The sequence below is a fragment of the Mycobacterium sp. NGS29 genome (assembly GCF_059812965.1).
The window spans coordinates 450798-465361 of sequence record NZ_JCALDR010000002.1 but is presented as its reverse complement, the minus strand read 5'-3'; the positions used below and the strand labels follow the sequence as shown (position 1 = coordinate 465361).

Below are 14564 nucleotides of genomic sequence, written 5' to 3'. Positions count from 1 at the left end.
CTGCGTCAGAGATGCTCGGGTTCGAGAACGACGCGAACGTACACCTTGCGACCCGACCCGTCGAGAAACCACGCATTGCGGAACTCATCGTGGGTCAACGCACGCAGGCGGTTCAGAAGATCGCCGAAGGTGCCCTCCTCGGCCAGGTCCAACTGCCGGAGGCTTTCGAAGTCCTTCTTGTAATTGAGGTTGCCTTCGACCGGCGGCGGCGTGGTCTGATAGCTACCGTCGCGGACAGCGCCGAAGTGCTCAAGCACCAACTCTCGCTCGATGTCCATCAGTCGGGCGTAGACCGTGCCCGAGGTATCCCACGGTTCGATCTTGCATTCCTGTTGGGCAATGATCGGGCCGTGGTCCAATTCCTCGTCGATCTCGTGCATGGTGACGCCGACTGGCAACCCATTGATCAGCGAGAACACCTGCGGGTACCAACCGCGGTTGTAGGGATTGAGACCCGGGTGCACGTTCACACACCTGATCCGCTCGATCAAGTCGGCAGGGAACTTCTGTTTGCAGTGCAGGGAAAGCAACAGGTCGTACCGGTCGACGACGTCGTTGGCCTGGTCCACCACATTCAGTCGCTCAACGCCGGGCAACCGGCCATGCTGCGACTGGAACACGTCGATACCGGGGTGGCGTCGTTGTAATTCCACCGCCACCGCGTGGGCGTGGACGTTGTCGGTCAGAATCAGCGTCCGGACGTCGCCGCTCAGCCTGGCACCCCCCGAAGCCATCGCCACCCGCCTACCGTACGTCAGTGCGGTTCGATCAACCGCGCGGACTCGGCGGTCACCGATTGCCGCAGATCGGCGTCGGGGAGGTCCTCGAGTCCGGTGGCCGAGCGCAGCATCGGTTCGAAAAGCCGCCAACCTAATTGCAGGGCAAGGGCATTGGCGACACCCAACCGTGCGTCCGATTCCTCGTCGTGCCGACTCAGCGCGTGGTCGAGCAGTGGTGCGACGTTGGGAAATCGCATCTGCAACTGCTCGGCCTGATACCCGTCGAGCAGGGTGCGCGCCCACACCCGGGTCTGACGGTCGAGAGCGCGTTCGATGTCCGCCGGGGGCGCCTGAGCCTGCAGCAGCCTGGTCAGGTCTGCGCCCAGGTAGTCCAGCACGGCACTGACCAATTGGTCTTTGGCCCCGAAGTGGCGAAAAACCAACCCGTGGTTGACCTTTGACCGGGCAGCGATGTCACGGATCGAGGTCGCGGCCGGACCGCGCTCGGCGAACAGATCGGCCGCCGCTTGCAGCACCGCCGCCGCGACCTCTTCCCGGCCCGTGGGAATGCCGCCGCGCTCCGGCCCGGCCGCCCGCGTAGTCACCCGTCTACATTAAACCTTGCAGGGCCGTAGTCACTTGACTACACTCAGCATTACGTAGTCAGTTGACTACAACATTTCCACCAAAGGACGACCATGACGAACCAAATGACCGTGCAGAAGCTGGGCAGCCGCATCGGCGCCGAGATCAGCGACGTGCGCCTCGACGGCGACCTCACCCCCGGCGCCGTGGCACAGATCCGCGCCGCGCTGCTGACCCACAAAGTGATCTTCTTCCGCGACCAGCACCACCTCGACGATCAGGGGCAGCTGGAGTTCGCGGCACTGCTGGGCACCCCGATCGGCCACCCTGCGGCCGCCGCCTTCGCAGCCGACGCGCCGGTGATCACGCCGATCAACTCCGAGTTCGGCAAGGCCAACCGCTGGCACACCGACGTCACCTTCGCGGCCAACTACCCGGCGGCCTCGATCCTGCGCGCGGTCACGCTGCCCGACTACGGCGGGTCGACACTGTGGGCCAATACCGCCACCGCGTACTCCGAGTTGCCGCAACCGCTGAAGTGTCTGGTCGACAACCTGTGGGCGCTGCACACCAACCGCTACGACTACGTGCAGACTGCACTGAGCGACGCCCAACGAGCGTTCCGGCAGGTGTTCGAAGCACCCGATTTCCAGACCGAGCACCCGGTGGTGCGGGTACATCCCGAGACCGGTGAACGCACCCTGGTCGCGGGCGACTTCGTGCGCCGCTTCGTCGACCTGGACAGCCAGGAGTCGAGCGCGCTGTTCGAGCTGCTGCAGCGGCGAATCACCATGCCCGAGAACACCATTCGGTGGAACTGGGCCCCCGGCGACGTAGCCATCTGGGACAACCGGGCCACCCAGCACCGAGCCGTCGACGACTACGACGACCAGTACCGGCTGATGCACCGGGTCACCCTGATGGGCGACGTGCCCGTCGACGTGCACGGGCAACGCAGTCGGGTGCTCAACGGTGCACCGTTGGCTTTGGCTGGTTAGTCAGCCCGTCTTGCCGACCGGCTCGATCGGCAACCAGCGCAGCGCGCCGGGCGCATCGGCGGGCACCACCGGGTGCTCCGGCTCGATCGGGTCCAAGCGCCGGTAGTCGTCGCCCTGCAGTGGCCGCAGGTCCTGCTGGCCCTTGTTCGGCCACAGCGACGCCGCCCGCTCAGCCTGTGCGGTGATCGACAACGACGGGTTGACGCCCAGATTCGCCGAGATCGCCGCCCCGTCGACGACGTACATCGTCGGGTAACCGTAGACGCGGTGATAGGGGTCGATGACACCGTTGGCGGGGCTGTCGCCGATCGCCGCACCGCCCAGGAAGTGGGCGGTGAGCGGGATGTTGAACAACTCGCCCCAGGTACCGCCCGCCACCCCGTCGATCTTCTCGGCGATGCGCCGGGTCACCTCGTTGCCCACCGGAATCCAGCTGGGGTTCGGCTCGCCGTGGCCCTGCTTGCTGGAGAACCAGCGAATACCGAGCTTGCCGCGCTTGGTGAACGTGGTGATCGAGTTGTCCAAGTGCTGCATCACCAAGGCGATCATGGTGCGCTCACTCCACTCCTTGGGATAGAGCAGCCGCAACATCCTGCGCGGATCCTCGCGGGCCTGGTCCAGCAGCTGGCGCCAGCGCGGTACATCGGTGCCCTCGGGTCCGCTGCCGTCGGTCATCAACGTCTGCAGCAACCCCATCGCGTTGGAGCCCTTGCCGTAGCGGACCGGCTCGACGTGGGTGTCCGCCGTCGGGTGGATCGACGACGTGATCGCCACGCCGTGCGTCAGATCCAGGTCCGGGTTCACCGTCAAGGTCGCCGCGCCGACGATCGACTCGGAGTTGGTCCGGGTGAGCACCCCCAGCCGGTCGGACAGCTTGGGCAGTTTGCCCTTGTCGCGCATGTTGAACAGCAGATGCTGGGTGCCCCAGGTGCCGGCCGCCAAGATCAGGTGCTCCGCGGTGTAGGTGCGGCGGTCCCGGCGCAGCCAGCTGCCGGTGCGGACGGTCTTGACTTCCCACAACCCGTCGGGGCGTTGCTCGAAACCTTTCACCGTCGTCATCGGAATCACTTCGGTGCCAGCCGATTCGGCCAACGCGAGATAGTTCTTCAGCAACGTGTTCTTGGCCCCGTGCCGGCAACCGGTCATGCAGCATCCGCACTCCAGGCATCCGGTGCGGGCCGGCCCGGCACCCCCGAAGAATGGGTCGGGCACCGTCACGCCCGGCGCCTTCTCCCCGTCCGGACCGAAGAACACCCCGACCGGGGTGGGCACCCAGGTGTCGCCGCACCCCATCTCGTCGGCGACTTCTTTGACGATCCGGTCGGCGTCGGTGAAGGTCGGGTTGTAGACCACGCCCAGCATCCGTTGGGCCTGCTGGTAGTGCGGCATCAGTTCGTCGCGCCAGTCGGTGATGTGTTTCCACTGCTGGTCGTTGAAGAACGGGTCCGGCGGGATGTACAGGGTGTTGGCGTAGTTCAGCGAACCCCCGCCCACCCCGGCGCCGGCCAGGATCAGCACGTTTTTCAGAGGGTGGATGCGCTGAATGCCGTAGCACCCCAACCGGGGCGCCCACAGGAACTTGCGCAGGTCCCAGGAGGTTTTGGCGAACTGGTCGTCTTCGTAGCGGCGGCCGGCCTCCAGCACGCCCACCCGGTACCCCTTCTCGGTGAGGCGTAACGCGCTGACGCTGCCGCCGAAACCCGAACCGATGATGAGGACGTCGTAATCCGGCTTCATTGCTGCAGTATGACCGGCTTTACACAGACGTAGCCAGTAAGCCACCCCTAAGTGGGGGCGGTCAGCCGGCCACCGTCAGACCGACCTTCTGGAACTCCTTGAGGTCGCAGTAGCCGGCTTTGGCCATCGCGCGGCGCAACCCACCAACCAGATTCAGGGTGCCGAACGGGTCGTCCGACGGTCCGTTGAGGACCCGTTCCAGCGGCGGGCGTTCGCCCAGGGCGATCTGCAGCAACGCCCCACGCGGCAGCGACGGATGCGCGGCGGCCGACGGCCAGAACCAGCCCTCACCCAGCGCCTCGGCGGCCTCGGACAGCGGAGTGCCCAGCACCACGGCGTCAGCGCCGCACGCGATCGCCTTGGCCAGCTCACCGGAGTTGTGGATGTCGCCGTCGGCCAGCACGTGCACGTAGCGCCCGCCGGTCTCGTCGAGATATTCGCGCCGCGCGGCAGCCGCATCGGCGATCGCGGTTGCCATCGACACGCTGATGCCCAGCACCTCATCGGTGGTGGTCACTCCCCTGGTCGCGCCGTAGCCGACGATCACGCCGGCCGCACCGGTACGCATCAGGTGCAATGCGGTGCGGTGGTCCTGCACGCCCCCGGCGACCACCGGGATGTCGAGTTCGGAGATGAAGCTCTTGAGGTTCAACGGTTCGCCGTCGCGGGCCACGCGCTCGGCCGAGACGATGGTGCCCTGGATGACCAGCAGGTCGATGCCGGCCTGCACCAGCACCGGCGTCAGCGCCTGGGCGTTCTGCGGGCTGACCCGTACCGCCGTCGTCACTCCGGCTTCGCGGATGCGGGCCACCGCCGCGCCGAGCAGGTCCGGATCCAGCGGCGCGGCGTGCAGTTCCTGCAGCAGCCGGATCGCCGCGGCCGGTTCGGGCTCCTTGCTGGCAGCCTCCACCAGCTGCGCGATCTTGGCCGGCACGTCGGCGTGCCGCCCGATCAGCCCTTCCCCGTTGAGCACTCCCAGACCGCCGAGCCGGCCCAGCTCGATGGCGAACTCCGGGGACACCAGCGCGTCGGTCGGGTGCGCCAGGACCGGGATCTCGAACCGGTACGCGTCCAGCTGCCACGCCGTGGACACGTCCTGCGACGAACGCGTGCGCCGCGACGGCACGATGTTGATCTCACTGAGTTCATAGGTACGACGGGCGTTGCGGCCCATGCCGATCTCGACCATGGCCTGTTCGCTGCTCACCGCGCGTAGTAGTTGGGGGCTTCGACCGTCATGGCGACGTCGTGCGGATGGCTTTCCTTCAGTCCCGCCGGCGTGATCCGGACGAACTGCGCCTGCTGCAGCACCTCGATGCTGGGCGAGCCGGTGTAGCCCATCGCCGCCCGCAAGCCACCGGTGAGCTGATGGATGACCGAGCCCAGCGGGCCGCGGAACGGCACCCGACCCTCGATGCCTTCGGGTACCAACTTGTCCTCGGACAGTGCGTCGTCGGCGAAATAACGGTCCTTGGAGTAGGACTTACCGCCACCGCGTCCCTGCATGGCGCCCAGCGACCCCATGCCCCGGTAACTCTTGTACTGCTTGCCGTTGACGAAAATCAGGTCACCGGGAGCCTCGGCGGTTCCGGCCAGCAGCGAGCCCAGCATCGCCGTCGACGCGCCGGCGGCCAGCGCCTTGGCGATATCGCCGGAGTACTGCAGCCCGCCGTCGGCGATGACCGGGACGCCGGCGGGTGAGCACACCGCGACCGCCTCCAGAATCGCCGTGATTTGTGGCGCGCCGACGCCGGCCACCACCCGGGTGGTGCAGATCGAGCCCGGCCCCACGCCCACCTTCACCGCGTCGGCACCGGCATCGACCAGCGCTGCGGCCGCCGATCGGGTGGCGACGTTGCCGCCTACCACTTCCACCCGGTCGCCCACCTCGAGCTTGAGCTTGTTGACCATGTCCAGCACCAGCCGGTTGTGCGCGTGCGCGGTGTCGACCACCAGCACGTCGACCCCGGCGTCCACCAGCATCATCGCCCGCACCCAGGCGTCCCCGCCGACGCCCACCGCCGCGCCCACCAGCAGTCGGCCGTCGCTGTCCTTGGTGGCCAACGGGTGTTGTTCGGTCTTGACGAAGTCCTTGACGGTGATCAGCCCGGTCAGCCGGCCGTGGCCGTCGACGATGGGCAGCTTCTCGATCTTGTTGCGGCGCAACAGGCCAAGCGCCGCGGACGCGCTGACGCCCTCCTGGGCGGTGATCAGCGGGGACTTGGTCATCACCTCAGCGACCTGTTTGTTCTGATCCACCTCGAACCGCATGTCCCGGTTGGTGATGATCCCGACCAGGGCGCCGTCGTCGTTGACGACAGGCAGGCCGGATATCCGGAACCGGGCACACAGCGCGTCGACCTGCGCCAACGTGTTGTCGGGCCGGCACGTGACGGGGTCGGTGACCATGCCGGCCTCGGACCGCTTGACCATCTCGACCTGACCGGCCTGTTCAGCGACCGGCAGGTTGCGGTGCAGCACGCCCATGCCACCGGCGCGGGCCATCGCAATGGCCATACGCGACTCGGTGACGGTGTCCATCGCGGAACTGACCAGCGGCACCTTGAGCCGGATCTTCTTGGTGAGCTGGCTGGCGGTGTCGGCGGTGCCGGGCACCACGTCGGAGGCCGCCGGCAGCAGCAGGACGTCGTCGAAGGTCAGCCCGAGCATCGCGATCTTGTGCGGGTCGTCACCACCGGTCGGCACCGAGTCCCCGGCCAGACCGCCAACCCGCACGTAGGGGCTTCCGACCAGGTCGGAACTGTCTTCGAGGCCGGACATGCCACGGGACATCGGCAAGGCCCTCCAAATGCATGCTTGGGTGGAAAGGCTCATCCTATCGGCTCTTGGACCCCGCCCGGCTCACGGCATCTGCGTGGCGCACCACCAGCTGGTGGCCGCGCGGCACGCCTCGGTAATTTCTGGCGTAATCCCTGCCCTGCTGCGTAGGCTGTGGGAGTGCGCGACCACCTTCCGCCGGGTTTGCCGCCCGATCCCTTTGCCGACGACCCGTTGGACCCGTCGGCGGCGCTGGAGGCCGTAGAGCCCGGTCAACCTCTCGATCAACAAGAGCGGATGGCCGTCGAGGCGGACCTGGCCGACCTGGCGGTGTATGAAGCACTGCTGGCGCACAAGGGGATTCGCGGACTCGTGGTGTGCTGCGACGAATGTCAGCAGGATCACTACCACGACTGGGACATGCTGCGTGCCAACCTGCTGCAACTGCTCATCGACGGCACCGTCCGCCCGCATGAGCCGGCGTACGACCCCGAACCGGACGCCTACGTCACGTGGGATTACTGCCGCGGTTATGCCGATGCCTCGCTCAACGAGGCGACGTCAGACGCCGACGGTTTCCGCCGCCACCTCTAGGGTGTCGTCGGCGGGTCCGGAATTTCACTTGGTGTCGTTGAGTGCCGATGCCGATGCCGCGTTTTCGACGACGGCGTCGGGTTGTCGGTCGGTGACGGTGGCGTGCTGGTCACCGGAGCCGGCACAGTCGTCGTCGGCACAGTCGTCGTCGGCACGGTCGTCGTCGGCGCGGTTGTCGTCGGCACGGTCGCGGTCGGTGTGGACGACGGCACCGGCGCGGTCGTGGTGGGCTGTGGCGTCGTAGTCGGGATCGGCGTCGGCGAGTTGGCCGGCGGCGACGCGGGCCGGGAGGCCTTCGGGGCACGTTGTTCGACCTTGGTGTTGAGCTGGTCCAGCTCGGCCAACAATCCCTGCCTGCGGCTGCCGTCATTGACGCCGCGCAATGTGCTGCTGACTTCGGCCAGCTGGGTCTGCGCCTGGTCCCACTGGCCCTCGGCGATCATCTGTTCGGCCTTGGCCAGATCAGCCTTGGCGGACAGCGCGATCTGGTCATCGCTGACCCTGGGCTCGTTGAACATCATGGCGTGCAGCCCGTACAGCAGGTCGCCGGGTTTGGCGTCGGCGATTACCGCCCCGAACCCGCTGAGCGCCAATAGCGTTGCGGCCACCGAACCGACCGCGGCCAGTCCGCGCCGGCCCCCGCGGCGCTCCAGGATTCCGTGCCGCAGCGCCGCTTCGGCTTCGTCCTGGGAGACCAGCGCGCTGGCCGGCGGCCACCGCAGGTCATCGCGCCACTCGCCCAGCAATTCGACCAAGGCCTCGTCTTCGAGGCATTCGAAGTCCTCGACTCCCGCCTCGGTGCGGGCGGCCAAGGCGTCCAGCAGCAGGTCGGTCTGTGCCACCGCGTCCAGGGCGGGCCGGTCACCTCGGCTGAAGTCGGATCTGTAGTTACGCATAATCACCTGCCGCGACGATTTCGTCCTTCAACCGTTGAAGGGCGCGGTGCTGAGCCACCCGGACCGCTCCGGTGGTGCTGCCGACAGCAGCGGCCGTCTCTTCGGCGCTCAGCCCGACCACAACGCGCAGAATCAGGATTTCGCGTTGTTTGGCCGGAAGAATTTCCAGCAGTTCGTTCATCCGGGTGACCGAATCGGCTTCGATGGCCCGTTGTTCGGGACCGGCGTCATGGGAACGGCGTTCGGGTACCTCTTCGGCTGGATAGGCCAGATCGCGGCCCGCTGCGCGATGGGCGTCGGCGACCTTGTGGGCCGCGATGCCGTACAGGAAGGCCAGGAATGGGCGGCCTCGGTCTCGGTAGCGCGGTAGCGCCGTTATGGTGGCCAAGCACACCTCCTGAGCCACGTCGTCCGCCGACAACCCGCTCCGCTCGACGGTGCCGACCCGCGCGCGGCAGTATCGGACGACGATTGGACGGATGGTCTCCAGCACCTCCCGAAGCGCATTCCGGTCCCCGGCTGCGGCCTCTACGACCACGGCGTCGAGACGTTCCCCTTGCATTGTCATCGACGGTGGTTTCTCCAAAGTCACGGACGGGCTACATCCCGGGCTAACTCGCTGATCGACAATCACGGGCGGGCAGGAATGTCAGGCGTGACGCCAGGCCCCCCCGGCGCGTTGTACCTCACCTGCGCAAATATCCCGGATTTCGACGAGTTCAGACAGCCCCTGTTCTTCAACCGTGACGCTTCCGGTATCGATCAGCAAGCAAGCCAGCGCCCAGCGCAGCGGTACCAGGCCGAGGGGTTCGCTGGCCCGCAGCGCGGCCTCGGCGACGGTGCGGGCCGCCTCGACGTCGCCGGCGCTGCACAGCGCGGCCGCCAGGACCACGTCGCTCTTGATGCGGTGGCGTGCCGAGGCGCCCGTCATCTGCCCGGCTTTGACGACGGCGCTCTCGGCGCGAGCCACCGCCGTCTTGCCGTCGCCGGAGGCCATGGCAAGCTCTGCACCCACCCAGCCGCGGCGCACCGCGAGCCGGTCGGACGTGTGGGCCGCCATCTCGGCTCCCCGCAGCGCGGCGTCCGCACGGGATAGCAACGTCGCCGCCACACCGAAGCGGCCGACCCCCAATGCGTCGGCTGCCAGCCCGATCAAAGCGTCGGCGCGCGCCTCGGGGTCGTCACCGGCCAGAGCGACGGCGCGACCGTCCCAGCCGCGCGCCAGCGTGTGCCAACCCAATTGCCGCAGGAACGACCCCTGGGTGCTGTGCGCCAGCGAAGCCAGCGGTCCGCGTGTTACCCGGCGGCGCAGTAGCGCCAGGTCGGCGTAGGCGCTGCCGTACCGGCCCTGGCCGCCGGCGGCAACGGCACGCAGCCACAACTCGTGGGAGTTCGTCGCCGCCGGCAACGGCCAGGTGCCGGGCCGGTTGCCGAACGCCGCATCGGCCAGCGTCGCGGCAACGTCGGTCGCGGCAGAGGTCCCGCCTGTGGCACTGCCCGCAGTCCCGGCTGTTTCCATGGCGCAATTGTCACCAGTGCCCGACGACGACCCCCGACGGGGGGCGATGGCACCGGCGCAGCGCCGCCGAACTGCAACGAGTTTCAATCACCGTGATAGTTGCGCCGCGTGGGTAAAAAGTTTGTGCTCTGCGGGTTACCGGAATATTACTCAAACCCGGTTCTCTGCCAATTACGGGTCGGCCACGACGGCACGCTGAGCTGGGAAAATACGATACCGACCCGACCCGTTTAGCACATCTAGCCGTCGTCAATAGGTAGACAGATGAACGCGGAGTTAAATCTGCTTCTAAAGAGGCGTTTTTCGCCACATCCCGCGCCTATTGACGGAAATTCGATAGCCCACCTAGCGTCTACCCTGTTCGGTGTAGTCATCGGTGACGCCACTGCCAATTCAGTTGCACAACTCGCGCTATCCACGGGTCTGGCCCCGCTGAGACATGGGCCGTGCAGGAGGGAATCAGCAATGCCACAGCCGGAACAGCTACCCGGGCCCAACGCCGACATCTGGAACTGGCAACTGCAGGGATTGTGCCGCGGGGTCGACTCGTCGATGTTCTTCCACCCGGACGGCGAGCGGGGTCGCGCACGCATGCAGCGTGAGCAGCGCGCCAAGGAGATGTGCCGGCGTTGCCCGGTGATTGACGAGTGCCGCACCCACGCCCTGGACGTCGGCGAGCCCTACGGCGTGTGGGGTGGCCTCTCGGAGTCTGAGCGCGACATGCTGCTCAAGGGTTCGATCGGACGGGGACGCGGGATCCGCCGCACGGCCTGATCGCGGCCTATTCGCAGCAAGACGACGCAGGCCCGGGGTGCATTACGCCTCCGGGCCTGCGTTTTGCTCGCGGCCGGCCTGCAGCCGCTACCGCAGGTGCTCGCGGGCGCCCGCGTCAAAGTCCTTGAGCGCGGCAGACTTTCGCGCGAATGCCGCCAGTGCGGCAATCCCCGCCGCGGCAAGCGCTGCGACTCGCTTCACGCCGGCAGCCTATCGGGACCGGTCGGGGCTATCCGGTGGCGTCGGGGAGCTGGTACGCGAACGACTTCTGCTGACGTTGCTTCATCTTCTCCAGGCACTGGTGGTGCTTGCGGGCGTGATACGCCAGCGGGAAATAGGTGAGCCGGTCGGGCAGCACACGGTAGGCGGTGCGGATCGCGGTGTAACGCCGCGAGAGCTGGCGCTCCTCCTTCGCACTCCAGGTGACGCCGAGCTTCTCGCGCAGCCGAGGATCCAGCAACCCCACGATCGAGAGGTAGTTGAGCCGGATCGCAGGCAGCACCGACGCTCTTGCCAAGGGAGCCAACGCTTTCGGGAAGGCCGGCGGCAGGTCGACCTTGCCGGCCTGCAGATCGTGCATCAACTGCAGCGCCTGCGGCGTGCCCTGCAGCGTGTCGATCATCGCCTCGAAATAGTCGGTCATCTCCTGTTGCGTCTCGGGATAACCCCGCATCGGCACGTGCAGCAGGCGGGCCAGCCGGCGGTTGTCGCGCAGCAATTCCTGCTTCTGCGCGTCAGTGAATTCCCGGCCGATCAGCAGCCGGCCGGCCTGAGCATTGACGATGTAACCCGTGGCAATCACCCACTGGTAGGCCTCGGGGTTCAGCGCGCTGATCTGCTTACCGGTTGTCGCGCTCTTCATCGTGATCGGCTGGTGCATGGCGCGCACCCGGTCACCCTCGGCCCTGGCCTCGGTGCCGCCGTAGGTCCAGCGCAGCACCGAGTCGACGGAGCGAATCGCGCGTCCGCCCGGGTCACCGTGGAACGCAGCCGAGTATCGGCCGGTGATTTCGGCGATCACCGGATGCATGGCCTGCATCATGAACGCGGCGCCCTCGAGAATGAGGAACGTCCACCGCCCGGTGTGCTCGGCAGTCAGCGAGTCCGGCGGGACGAGCTCGATTTCCCCTGAATCTCCGGCATGCTGTTGGACGACCTGTTCCGTCACGGCAGTCATAAGTTCCCCCTTGTCAAGTCCCACAACAACGCTAATATGACCGTCAGGTCGCATTCAAGTCGCGTAAGGACTGCTCGTGAGCGCTACAAAGCCGAGTTCAGCGCGTCGCAAGGCGCCACAACAGCTGCGCTCCCGCGAGATGGTCGCAAAAATAGTGTCGGCCACGGCGTCGCTGCTGCGCGTCCACGCACCCGAACAGATCACCACCAATCTGATCGCCGACCAGGCCGGGGTCAGTAAGGGATCGATCTATCAGTACTTCGAGAACAAAGAACAGATAATCAACGCGGCGATCGAACAGCTGGTTGGCGAGCAGTCACCCGCGATCGAGGCCATGCTCCGGGCGATCACGCTCGATCAGCCGGAATCGGCAATGGAGTCCTCGATCGACATCCTGATCGACTTCACCATCGCCAACCGCCGGCTGATCCGCTACCTCGCCGAACGTCCCGATCACGTCCGCACCTTCGACAACGTTTCCGGGCTCAACGCCACGCTGCTCGCGATGTCCACGCTGCACATGAATCATTACCGCAGCCAATACCGGGACGAGTTGAGTCCGAGTGCGTTGGCCTGGCTTTTCTTCAACATGGCGGTTGCGACCACGCTGCGCTACATCGAGTCCGACGACCCGATCCGATTGGAGGAATTGCGGGCCGGATTGAAGTTCGCCTCCACCGGATTGCTGGTCGGCGGGCGGGATAAGACGATGAGCACCTGAGCCCGTCAAGAAAGGACCCTTCAATGCCGAACGTCCACGTCCGAATGCTGGCCGCGATCTCCGCCGCCGCGACCGTCCTGCTGCCGGGCGGGCTTGACGTCGCCCGTGCACACGCTGCCCCGCTGCCGGAATTCTGCGTGCCGCCCAGCGTCGTCGACAACGTGTGCACCGCCCGACTCGTGTCGGTCACGGCCGATGCCGGCAACGGAACCATCACCGGAACACCGGTCGGCGGCGGAGCGGTGATTACCTATGCGGGACAGGCGGATGCCTACCACAAGTCGGCGGGCTTCGGAGGTGCGCGACCGGCCGCCGTGCAGCAGTGGGACGATGCGATCGACAGGGTGGCGAACCTCAGCGTCGACCCCTCCGACCCCAACTGGTATGCCAACGCCAAGGCCAAGGCGTTCCTGCCCAGAACCCTGAACGATCTGGCCGGTCAGTTTCCGCCGAACACCTTGATGGTCCGGTTCGCCCCGGATGACGCCCAACCCGGCGCGTTCCACCTGTTGTTCATTCAGCCGACGCCGCGGTAGAGCCCGAAAATCCTGATGGTGGTTGATTTTCCCTTCACCGCGTGCGATCCGCGGTCGGTCAGTTCGGGCGGTCGCGAAGTCAGGGCCTCGGCGGTCTGACCGGTGAGAAGGATTGCGTCGCCGGTGATTTTAGTGAGTTGTTCGACGCGAGCTGCGACATTGACGGTGTCACCGATCAGGGTGAATTCAAGTTTTCCGCCACCTCCGATGGTGCCGGCGATGACCTCGCCGGTGTTGATCCCGATGCCGATCCGTAGCTCGGCGCCGAACCGGTCGCCGACGAGATCCTGGATCAGCACCGCGGCGGAAACCGCTGCATCGGCATGATCGGCAAGATCGTTGGGGGCGTTGAAGACTGCCAACGCACCGTCGCCGAGGAACTTGTTGACGTGCCCGCCGGCGTCGACCACGGCGGGTACGACCAGTTCGAACAGTGCATTGAGTCGAATGACGGTGTCCTCGGCGGTATTCGCGTCGGCGAACGAGGTGAAGTCGCGGATGTCGATGAACATCACCGTCACTTCGCGGCGCTCACCGGAGAAGACATCGTCGCCCTGCTCGAGCAGTCGCGCCGCAAGTGTGGGGTCTACGTAGGTGCCGAATGCACCCTGAAGTCGTTGACGCTCAGCCAATCCCGCTTGCATGTGGTTGAACGACGCTGCCAGCGTGCCAAGGTCGTCGTCTTGCACCACTGGCAACCGCCGGCTGAAGTCGCCGGCTGCAACACGTTTGGTGCCGTCGGCGAGTTCTCCGATGGGCCGCAGTGACGGAGCGAAAGCGGCGCCCACCGTCAACGGCACTCCGATGCCGAGCATCAACGCGCAACCGACCCCGACCCACAGCAGCGGCGGTTGGTGCGCTCCGTCGAATATGGCTGTCAGCATTGCGCTTTCGATCGCGAACGCCAGTGCCACGCCGAGCATGGATATCTGCGACCAGGTGGCGAAGGTCGGCCGGGAACGCGGCAGCGAGTCGCCGATGCCGGTGCCACCGATCAGGGCGACACGTACCGGTCGCATCACCGCCACTACCAGACTGTGCACGCCGATCAACTGGCACGGACCCTGAATGGTGGCGCCCACGATCGCATACTGAACCAGTCTGGACGGACTGGCACCGGCGACGGTTCCCACCGTCGCCGACATCGCTGCGGCCAGAATCGCATTGACGATCACCCACCGCAGTGGCGCTTTGCGGCCCCAGTCGTAGGTGGCCTGCAACGTTGCAGCGCGATCGATTTCGGATCCGGCGGCTTGGCGCTCGACATCCCGCCAGATGCCCCGGCCGGGTGGACCCAGCAGGCAGACCAGGATGAGCACGGCGATCACGGTGAGTCCGGCCGCTTCCAGGTACCGGGTGGACTTCTCGAAGGCCACGATGACAAAGGCCAGCAGCAGGTAGATCGGGAGAGCCAGCGCCACAACCAATCCGGCCAGCACCCATGAGTACCGTGCGCCGTGGCGGTCCCACGCCGCCTGCAGGATGCGGTCCATTGCGCGAGACTAGACGGCCCGGCGCGCACGAGAAAGA

At 66.5% G+C, this 14564-nt stretch carries 15 protein-coding genes; 5 read left to right on the top strand and 10 right to left on the bottom strand.

Going from position 1 to position 14564, the window contains the following annotated elements; genetic code table 11:
• Positions 1-5 precede the first annotated feature (5 nt).
• Both AC5Y5Z_RS04710 and AC5Y5Z_RS04705 read right to left on the bottom strand, forming a co-directional pair.
• Positions 6-734: a dTDP-4-amino-4,6-dideoxyglucose formyltransferase gene (locus AC5Y5Z_RS04710; protein WP_499923682.1), complete on the bottom strand. Its 729-nt coding sequence runs from the start codon at positions 732-734 to the stop codon at positions 6-8.
• Between the two features lie 20 nt (positions 735-754).
• Entirely contained in the window at positions 755-1324 is a 570-nt protein-coding gene (locus tag AC5Y5Z_RS04705; protein ID WP_463825914.1) for a TetR/AcrR family transcriptional regulator, read from the bottom strand.
• A 93-nt stretch (positions 1325-1417) separates the two neighbouring features.
• On the opposite strand from AC5Y5Z_RS04705, the gene AC5Y5Z_RS04700 reads away from it, so the two are divergent.
• Positions 1418-2302: a TauD/TfdA dioxygenase family protein gene (locus tag AC5Y5Z_RS04700; protein ID WP_499923654.1), complete on the top strand. Its 885-nt coding sequence runs from the start codon at positions 1418-1420 to the stop codon at positions 2300-2302.
• On the opposite strand, the gene AC5Y5Z_RS04695 is transcribed toward AC5Y5Z_RS04700, so the two are convergent.
• From AC5Y5Z_RS04695 to guaB, 3 genes are all read right to left on the bottom strand, one after another.
• Positions 2303-4039, bottom strand: coding sequence for a GMC oxidoreductase (locus tag AC5Y5Z_RS04695; protein ID WP_463825912.1), 1737 nt, complete (start codon positions 4037-4039; stop codon positions 2303-2305).
• A gap of 61 nt (positions 4040-4100) precedes the next feature.
• Positions 4101-5228: a GuaB3 family IMP dehydrogenase-related protein gene (locus tag AC5Y5Z_RS04690; protein WP_463825993.1), complete on the bottom strand. Its 1128-nt coding sequence runs from the start codon at positions 5226-5228 to the stop codon at positions 4101-4103.
• Between the two features lie 14 nt (positions 5229-5242).
• Positions 5243-6832, bottom strand: coding sequence for an IMP dehydrogenase (guaB, locus tag AC5Y5Z_RS04685; protein ID WP_463825911.1), 1590 nt, complete (start codon positions 6830-6832; stop codon positions 5243-5245).
• 165 nt (positions 6833-6997) lie between these two features.
• On the opposite strand from guaB, the gene AC5Y5Z_RS04680 reads away from it, so the two are divergent.
• The gene (locus AC5Y5Z_RS04680; protein ID WP_236981250.1) at positions 6998-7411 is read left to right on the top strand and encodes a DUF5319 domain-containing protein; all 414 of its coding nucleotides are present in this window, start codon (positions 6998-7000) and stop codon (positions 7409-7411) included.
• Here the strand turns inward: AC5Y5Z_RS04680 and AC5Y5Z_RS04675 are convergent.
• The 3 genes from AC5Y5Z_RS04675 to AC5Y5Z_RS04665 all read right to left on the bottom strand — a co-directional run bounded on the left by AC5Y5Z_RS04675 (position 7408) and on the right by AC5Y5Z_RS04665 (position 9826).
• Positions 7408-8307, bottom strand: a complete 900-nt coding sequence (locus tag AC5Y5Z_RS04675) for an anti-sigma-D factor RsdA (RefSeq protein WP_463825910.1) — start codon at positions 8305-8307, stop codon at positions 7408-7410. The two genes, AC5Y5Z_RS04680 and AC5Y5Z_RS04675, sit on opposite strands and share 4 nt — an antisense overlap.
• Positions 8300-8875 (bottom strand): ECF RNA polymerase sigma factor SigD, encoded by a 576-nt coding sequence (gene sigD, locus AC5Y5Z_RS04670; RefSeq protein ID WP_463825909.1) that lies wholly within the window; start codon positions 8873-8875, stop codon positions 8300-8302. The genes AC5Y5Z_RS04675 and sigD overlap by 8 nt, the downstream gene beginning before the upstream one ends.
• Positions 8876-8956: 81 nt before the next feature.
• Positions 8957-9826 (bottom strand): hypothetical protein, encoded by an 870-nt coding sequence (locus tag AC5Y5Z_RS04665; protein WP_499923653.1) that lies wholly within the window; start codon positions 9824-9826, stop codon positions 8957-8959.
• A 465-nt stretch (positions 9827-10291) separates the two neighbouring features.
• On the opposite strand from AC5Y5Z_RS04665, the gene AC5Y5Z_RS04660 reads away from it, so the two are divergent.
• Entirely contained in the window at positions 10292-10600 is a 309-nt protein-coding gene (locus AC5Y5Z_RS04660; protein WP_463825907.1) for a WhiB family transcriptional regulator, read from the top strand.
• 229 nt (positions 10601-10829) lie between these two features.
• Here AC5Y5Z_RS04660 and AC5Y5Z_RS04655 read toward each other — a convergent pair whose 3' ends face one another.
• Positions 10830-11777: an oxygenase MpaB family protein gene (locus AC5Y5Z_RS04655; protein WP_499923652.1), complete on the bottom strand. Its 948-nt coding sequence runs from the start codon at positions 11775-11777 to the stop codon at positions 10830-10832.
• A gap of 139 nt (positions 11778-11916) precedes the next feature.
• On the opposite strand from AC5Y5Z_RS04655, the gene AC5Y5Z_RS04650 reads away from it, so the two are divergent.
• Positions 11917-12498 (top strand): TetR/AcrR family transcriptional regulator, encoded by a 582-nt coding sequence (locus AC5Y5Z_RS04650; RefSeq protein ID WP_463825992.1) that lies wholly within the window; start codon positions 11917-11919, stop codon positions 12496-12498.
• A gap of 23 nt (positions 12499-12521) precedes the next feature.
• A complete protein-coding gene (locus AC5Y5Z_RS04645) occupies positions 12522-13034 on the top strand; it encodes a hypothetical protein (RefSeq protein ID WP_499923651.1) in 513 nt (170 codons plus the stop codon).
• On the opposite strand, the gene AC5Y5Z_RS04640 is transcribed toward AC5Y5Z_RS04645, so the two are convergent.
• A complete protein-coding gene (locus tag AC5Y5Z_RS04640; RefSeq protein ID WP_499923650.1) occupies positions 13016-14527 on the bottom strand; it encodes an adenylate/guanylate cyclase domain-containing protein in 1512 nt (503 codons plus the stop codon). The genes AC5Y5Z_RS04645 and AC5Y5Z_RS04640 overlap by 19 nt on opposite strands.
• Positions 14528-14564: the final 37 nt, after the last annotated feature.

Bases quoted from the DNA above. Each gene is read 5' to 3' on its own strand.
- AC5Y5Z_RS04710 (WP_499923682.1), bottom strand. From the start codon at position 734: ATGGCTTCGGGGGGTGCCAGGCTGAGCGGCGACGTCCGGACGCTGATT.
- AC5Y5Z_RS04700 (WP_499923654.1), top strand. From the start codon at position 1,418: ATGACGAACCAAATGACCGTGCAGAAGCTGGGCAGCCGCATCGGCGCC.
- AC5Y5Z_RS04695 (WP_463825912.1), bottom strand. From the start codon at position 4,039: ATGAAGCCGGATTACGACGTCCTCATCATCGGTTCGGGTTTCGGCGGC.
- AC5Y5Z_RS04690 (WP_463825993.1), bottom strand. From the start codon at position 5,228: ATGGTCGAGATCGGCATGGGCCGCAACGCCCGTCGTACCTATGAACTC.
- guaB (WP_463825911.1), bottom strand. From the start codon at position 6,832: ATGTCCCGTGGCATGTCCGGCCTCGAAGACAGTTCCGACCTGGTCGGA.
- AC5Y5Z_RS04675 (WP_463825910.1), bottom strand. From the start codon at position 8,307: ATGCGTAACTACAGATCCGACTTCAGCCGAGGTGACCGGCCCGCCCTG.
- sigD (WP_463825909.1), bottom strand. From the start codon at position 8,875: ATGACAATGCAAGGGGAACGTCTCGACGCCGTGGTCGTAGAGGCCGCA.
- AC5Y5Z_RS04665 (WP_499923653.1), bottom strand. From the start codon at position 9,826: ATGGAAACAGCCGGGACTGCGGGCAGTGCCACAGGCGGGACCTCTGCC.
- AC5Y5Z_RS04660 (WP_463825907.1), top strand. From the start codon at position 10,292: ATGCCACAGCCGGAACAGCTACCCGGGCCCAACGCCGACATCTGGAAC.
- AC5Y5Z_RS04655 (WP_499923652.1), bottom strand. From the start codon at position 11,777: ATGACTGCCGTGACGGAACAGGTCGTCCAACAGCATGCCGGAGATTCA.
- AC5Y5Z_RS04650 (WP_463825992.1), top strand. From the start codon at position 11,917: ATGGTCGCAAAAATAGTGTCGGCCACGGCGTCGCTGCTGCGCGTCCAC.
- AC5Y5Z_RS04645 (WP_499923651.1), top strand. From the start codon at position 12,522: ATGCCGAACGTCCACGTCCGAATGCTGGCCGCGATCTCCGCCGCCGCG.
- AC5Y5Z_RS04640 (WP_499923650.1), bottom strand. From the start codon at position 14,527: ATGGACCGCATCCTGCAGGCGGCGTGGGACCGCCACGGCGCACGGTAC.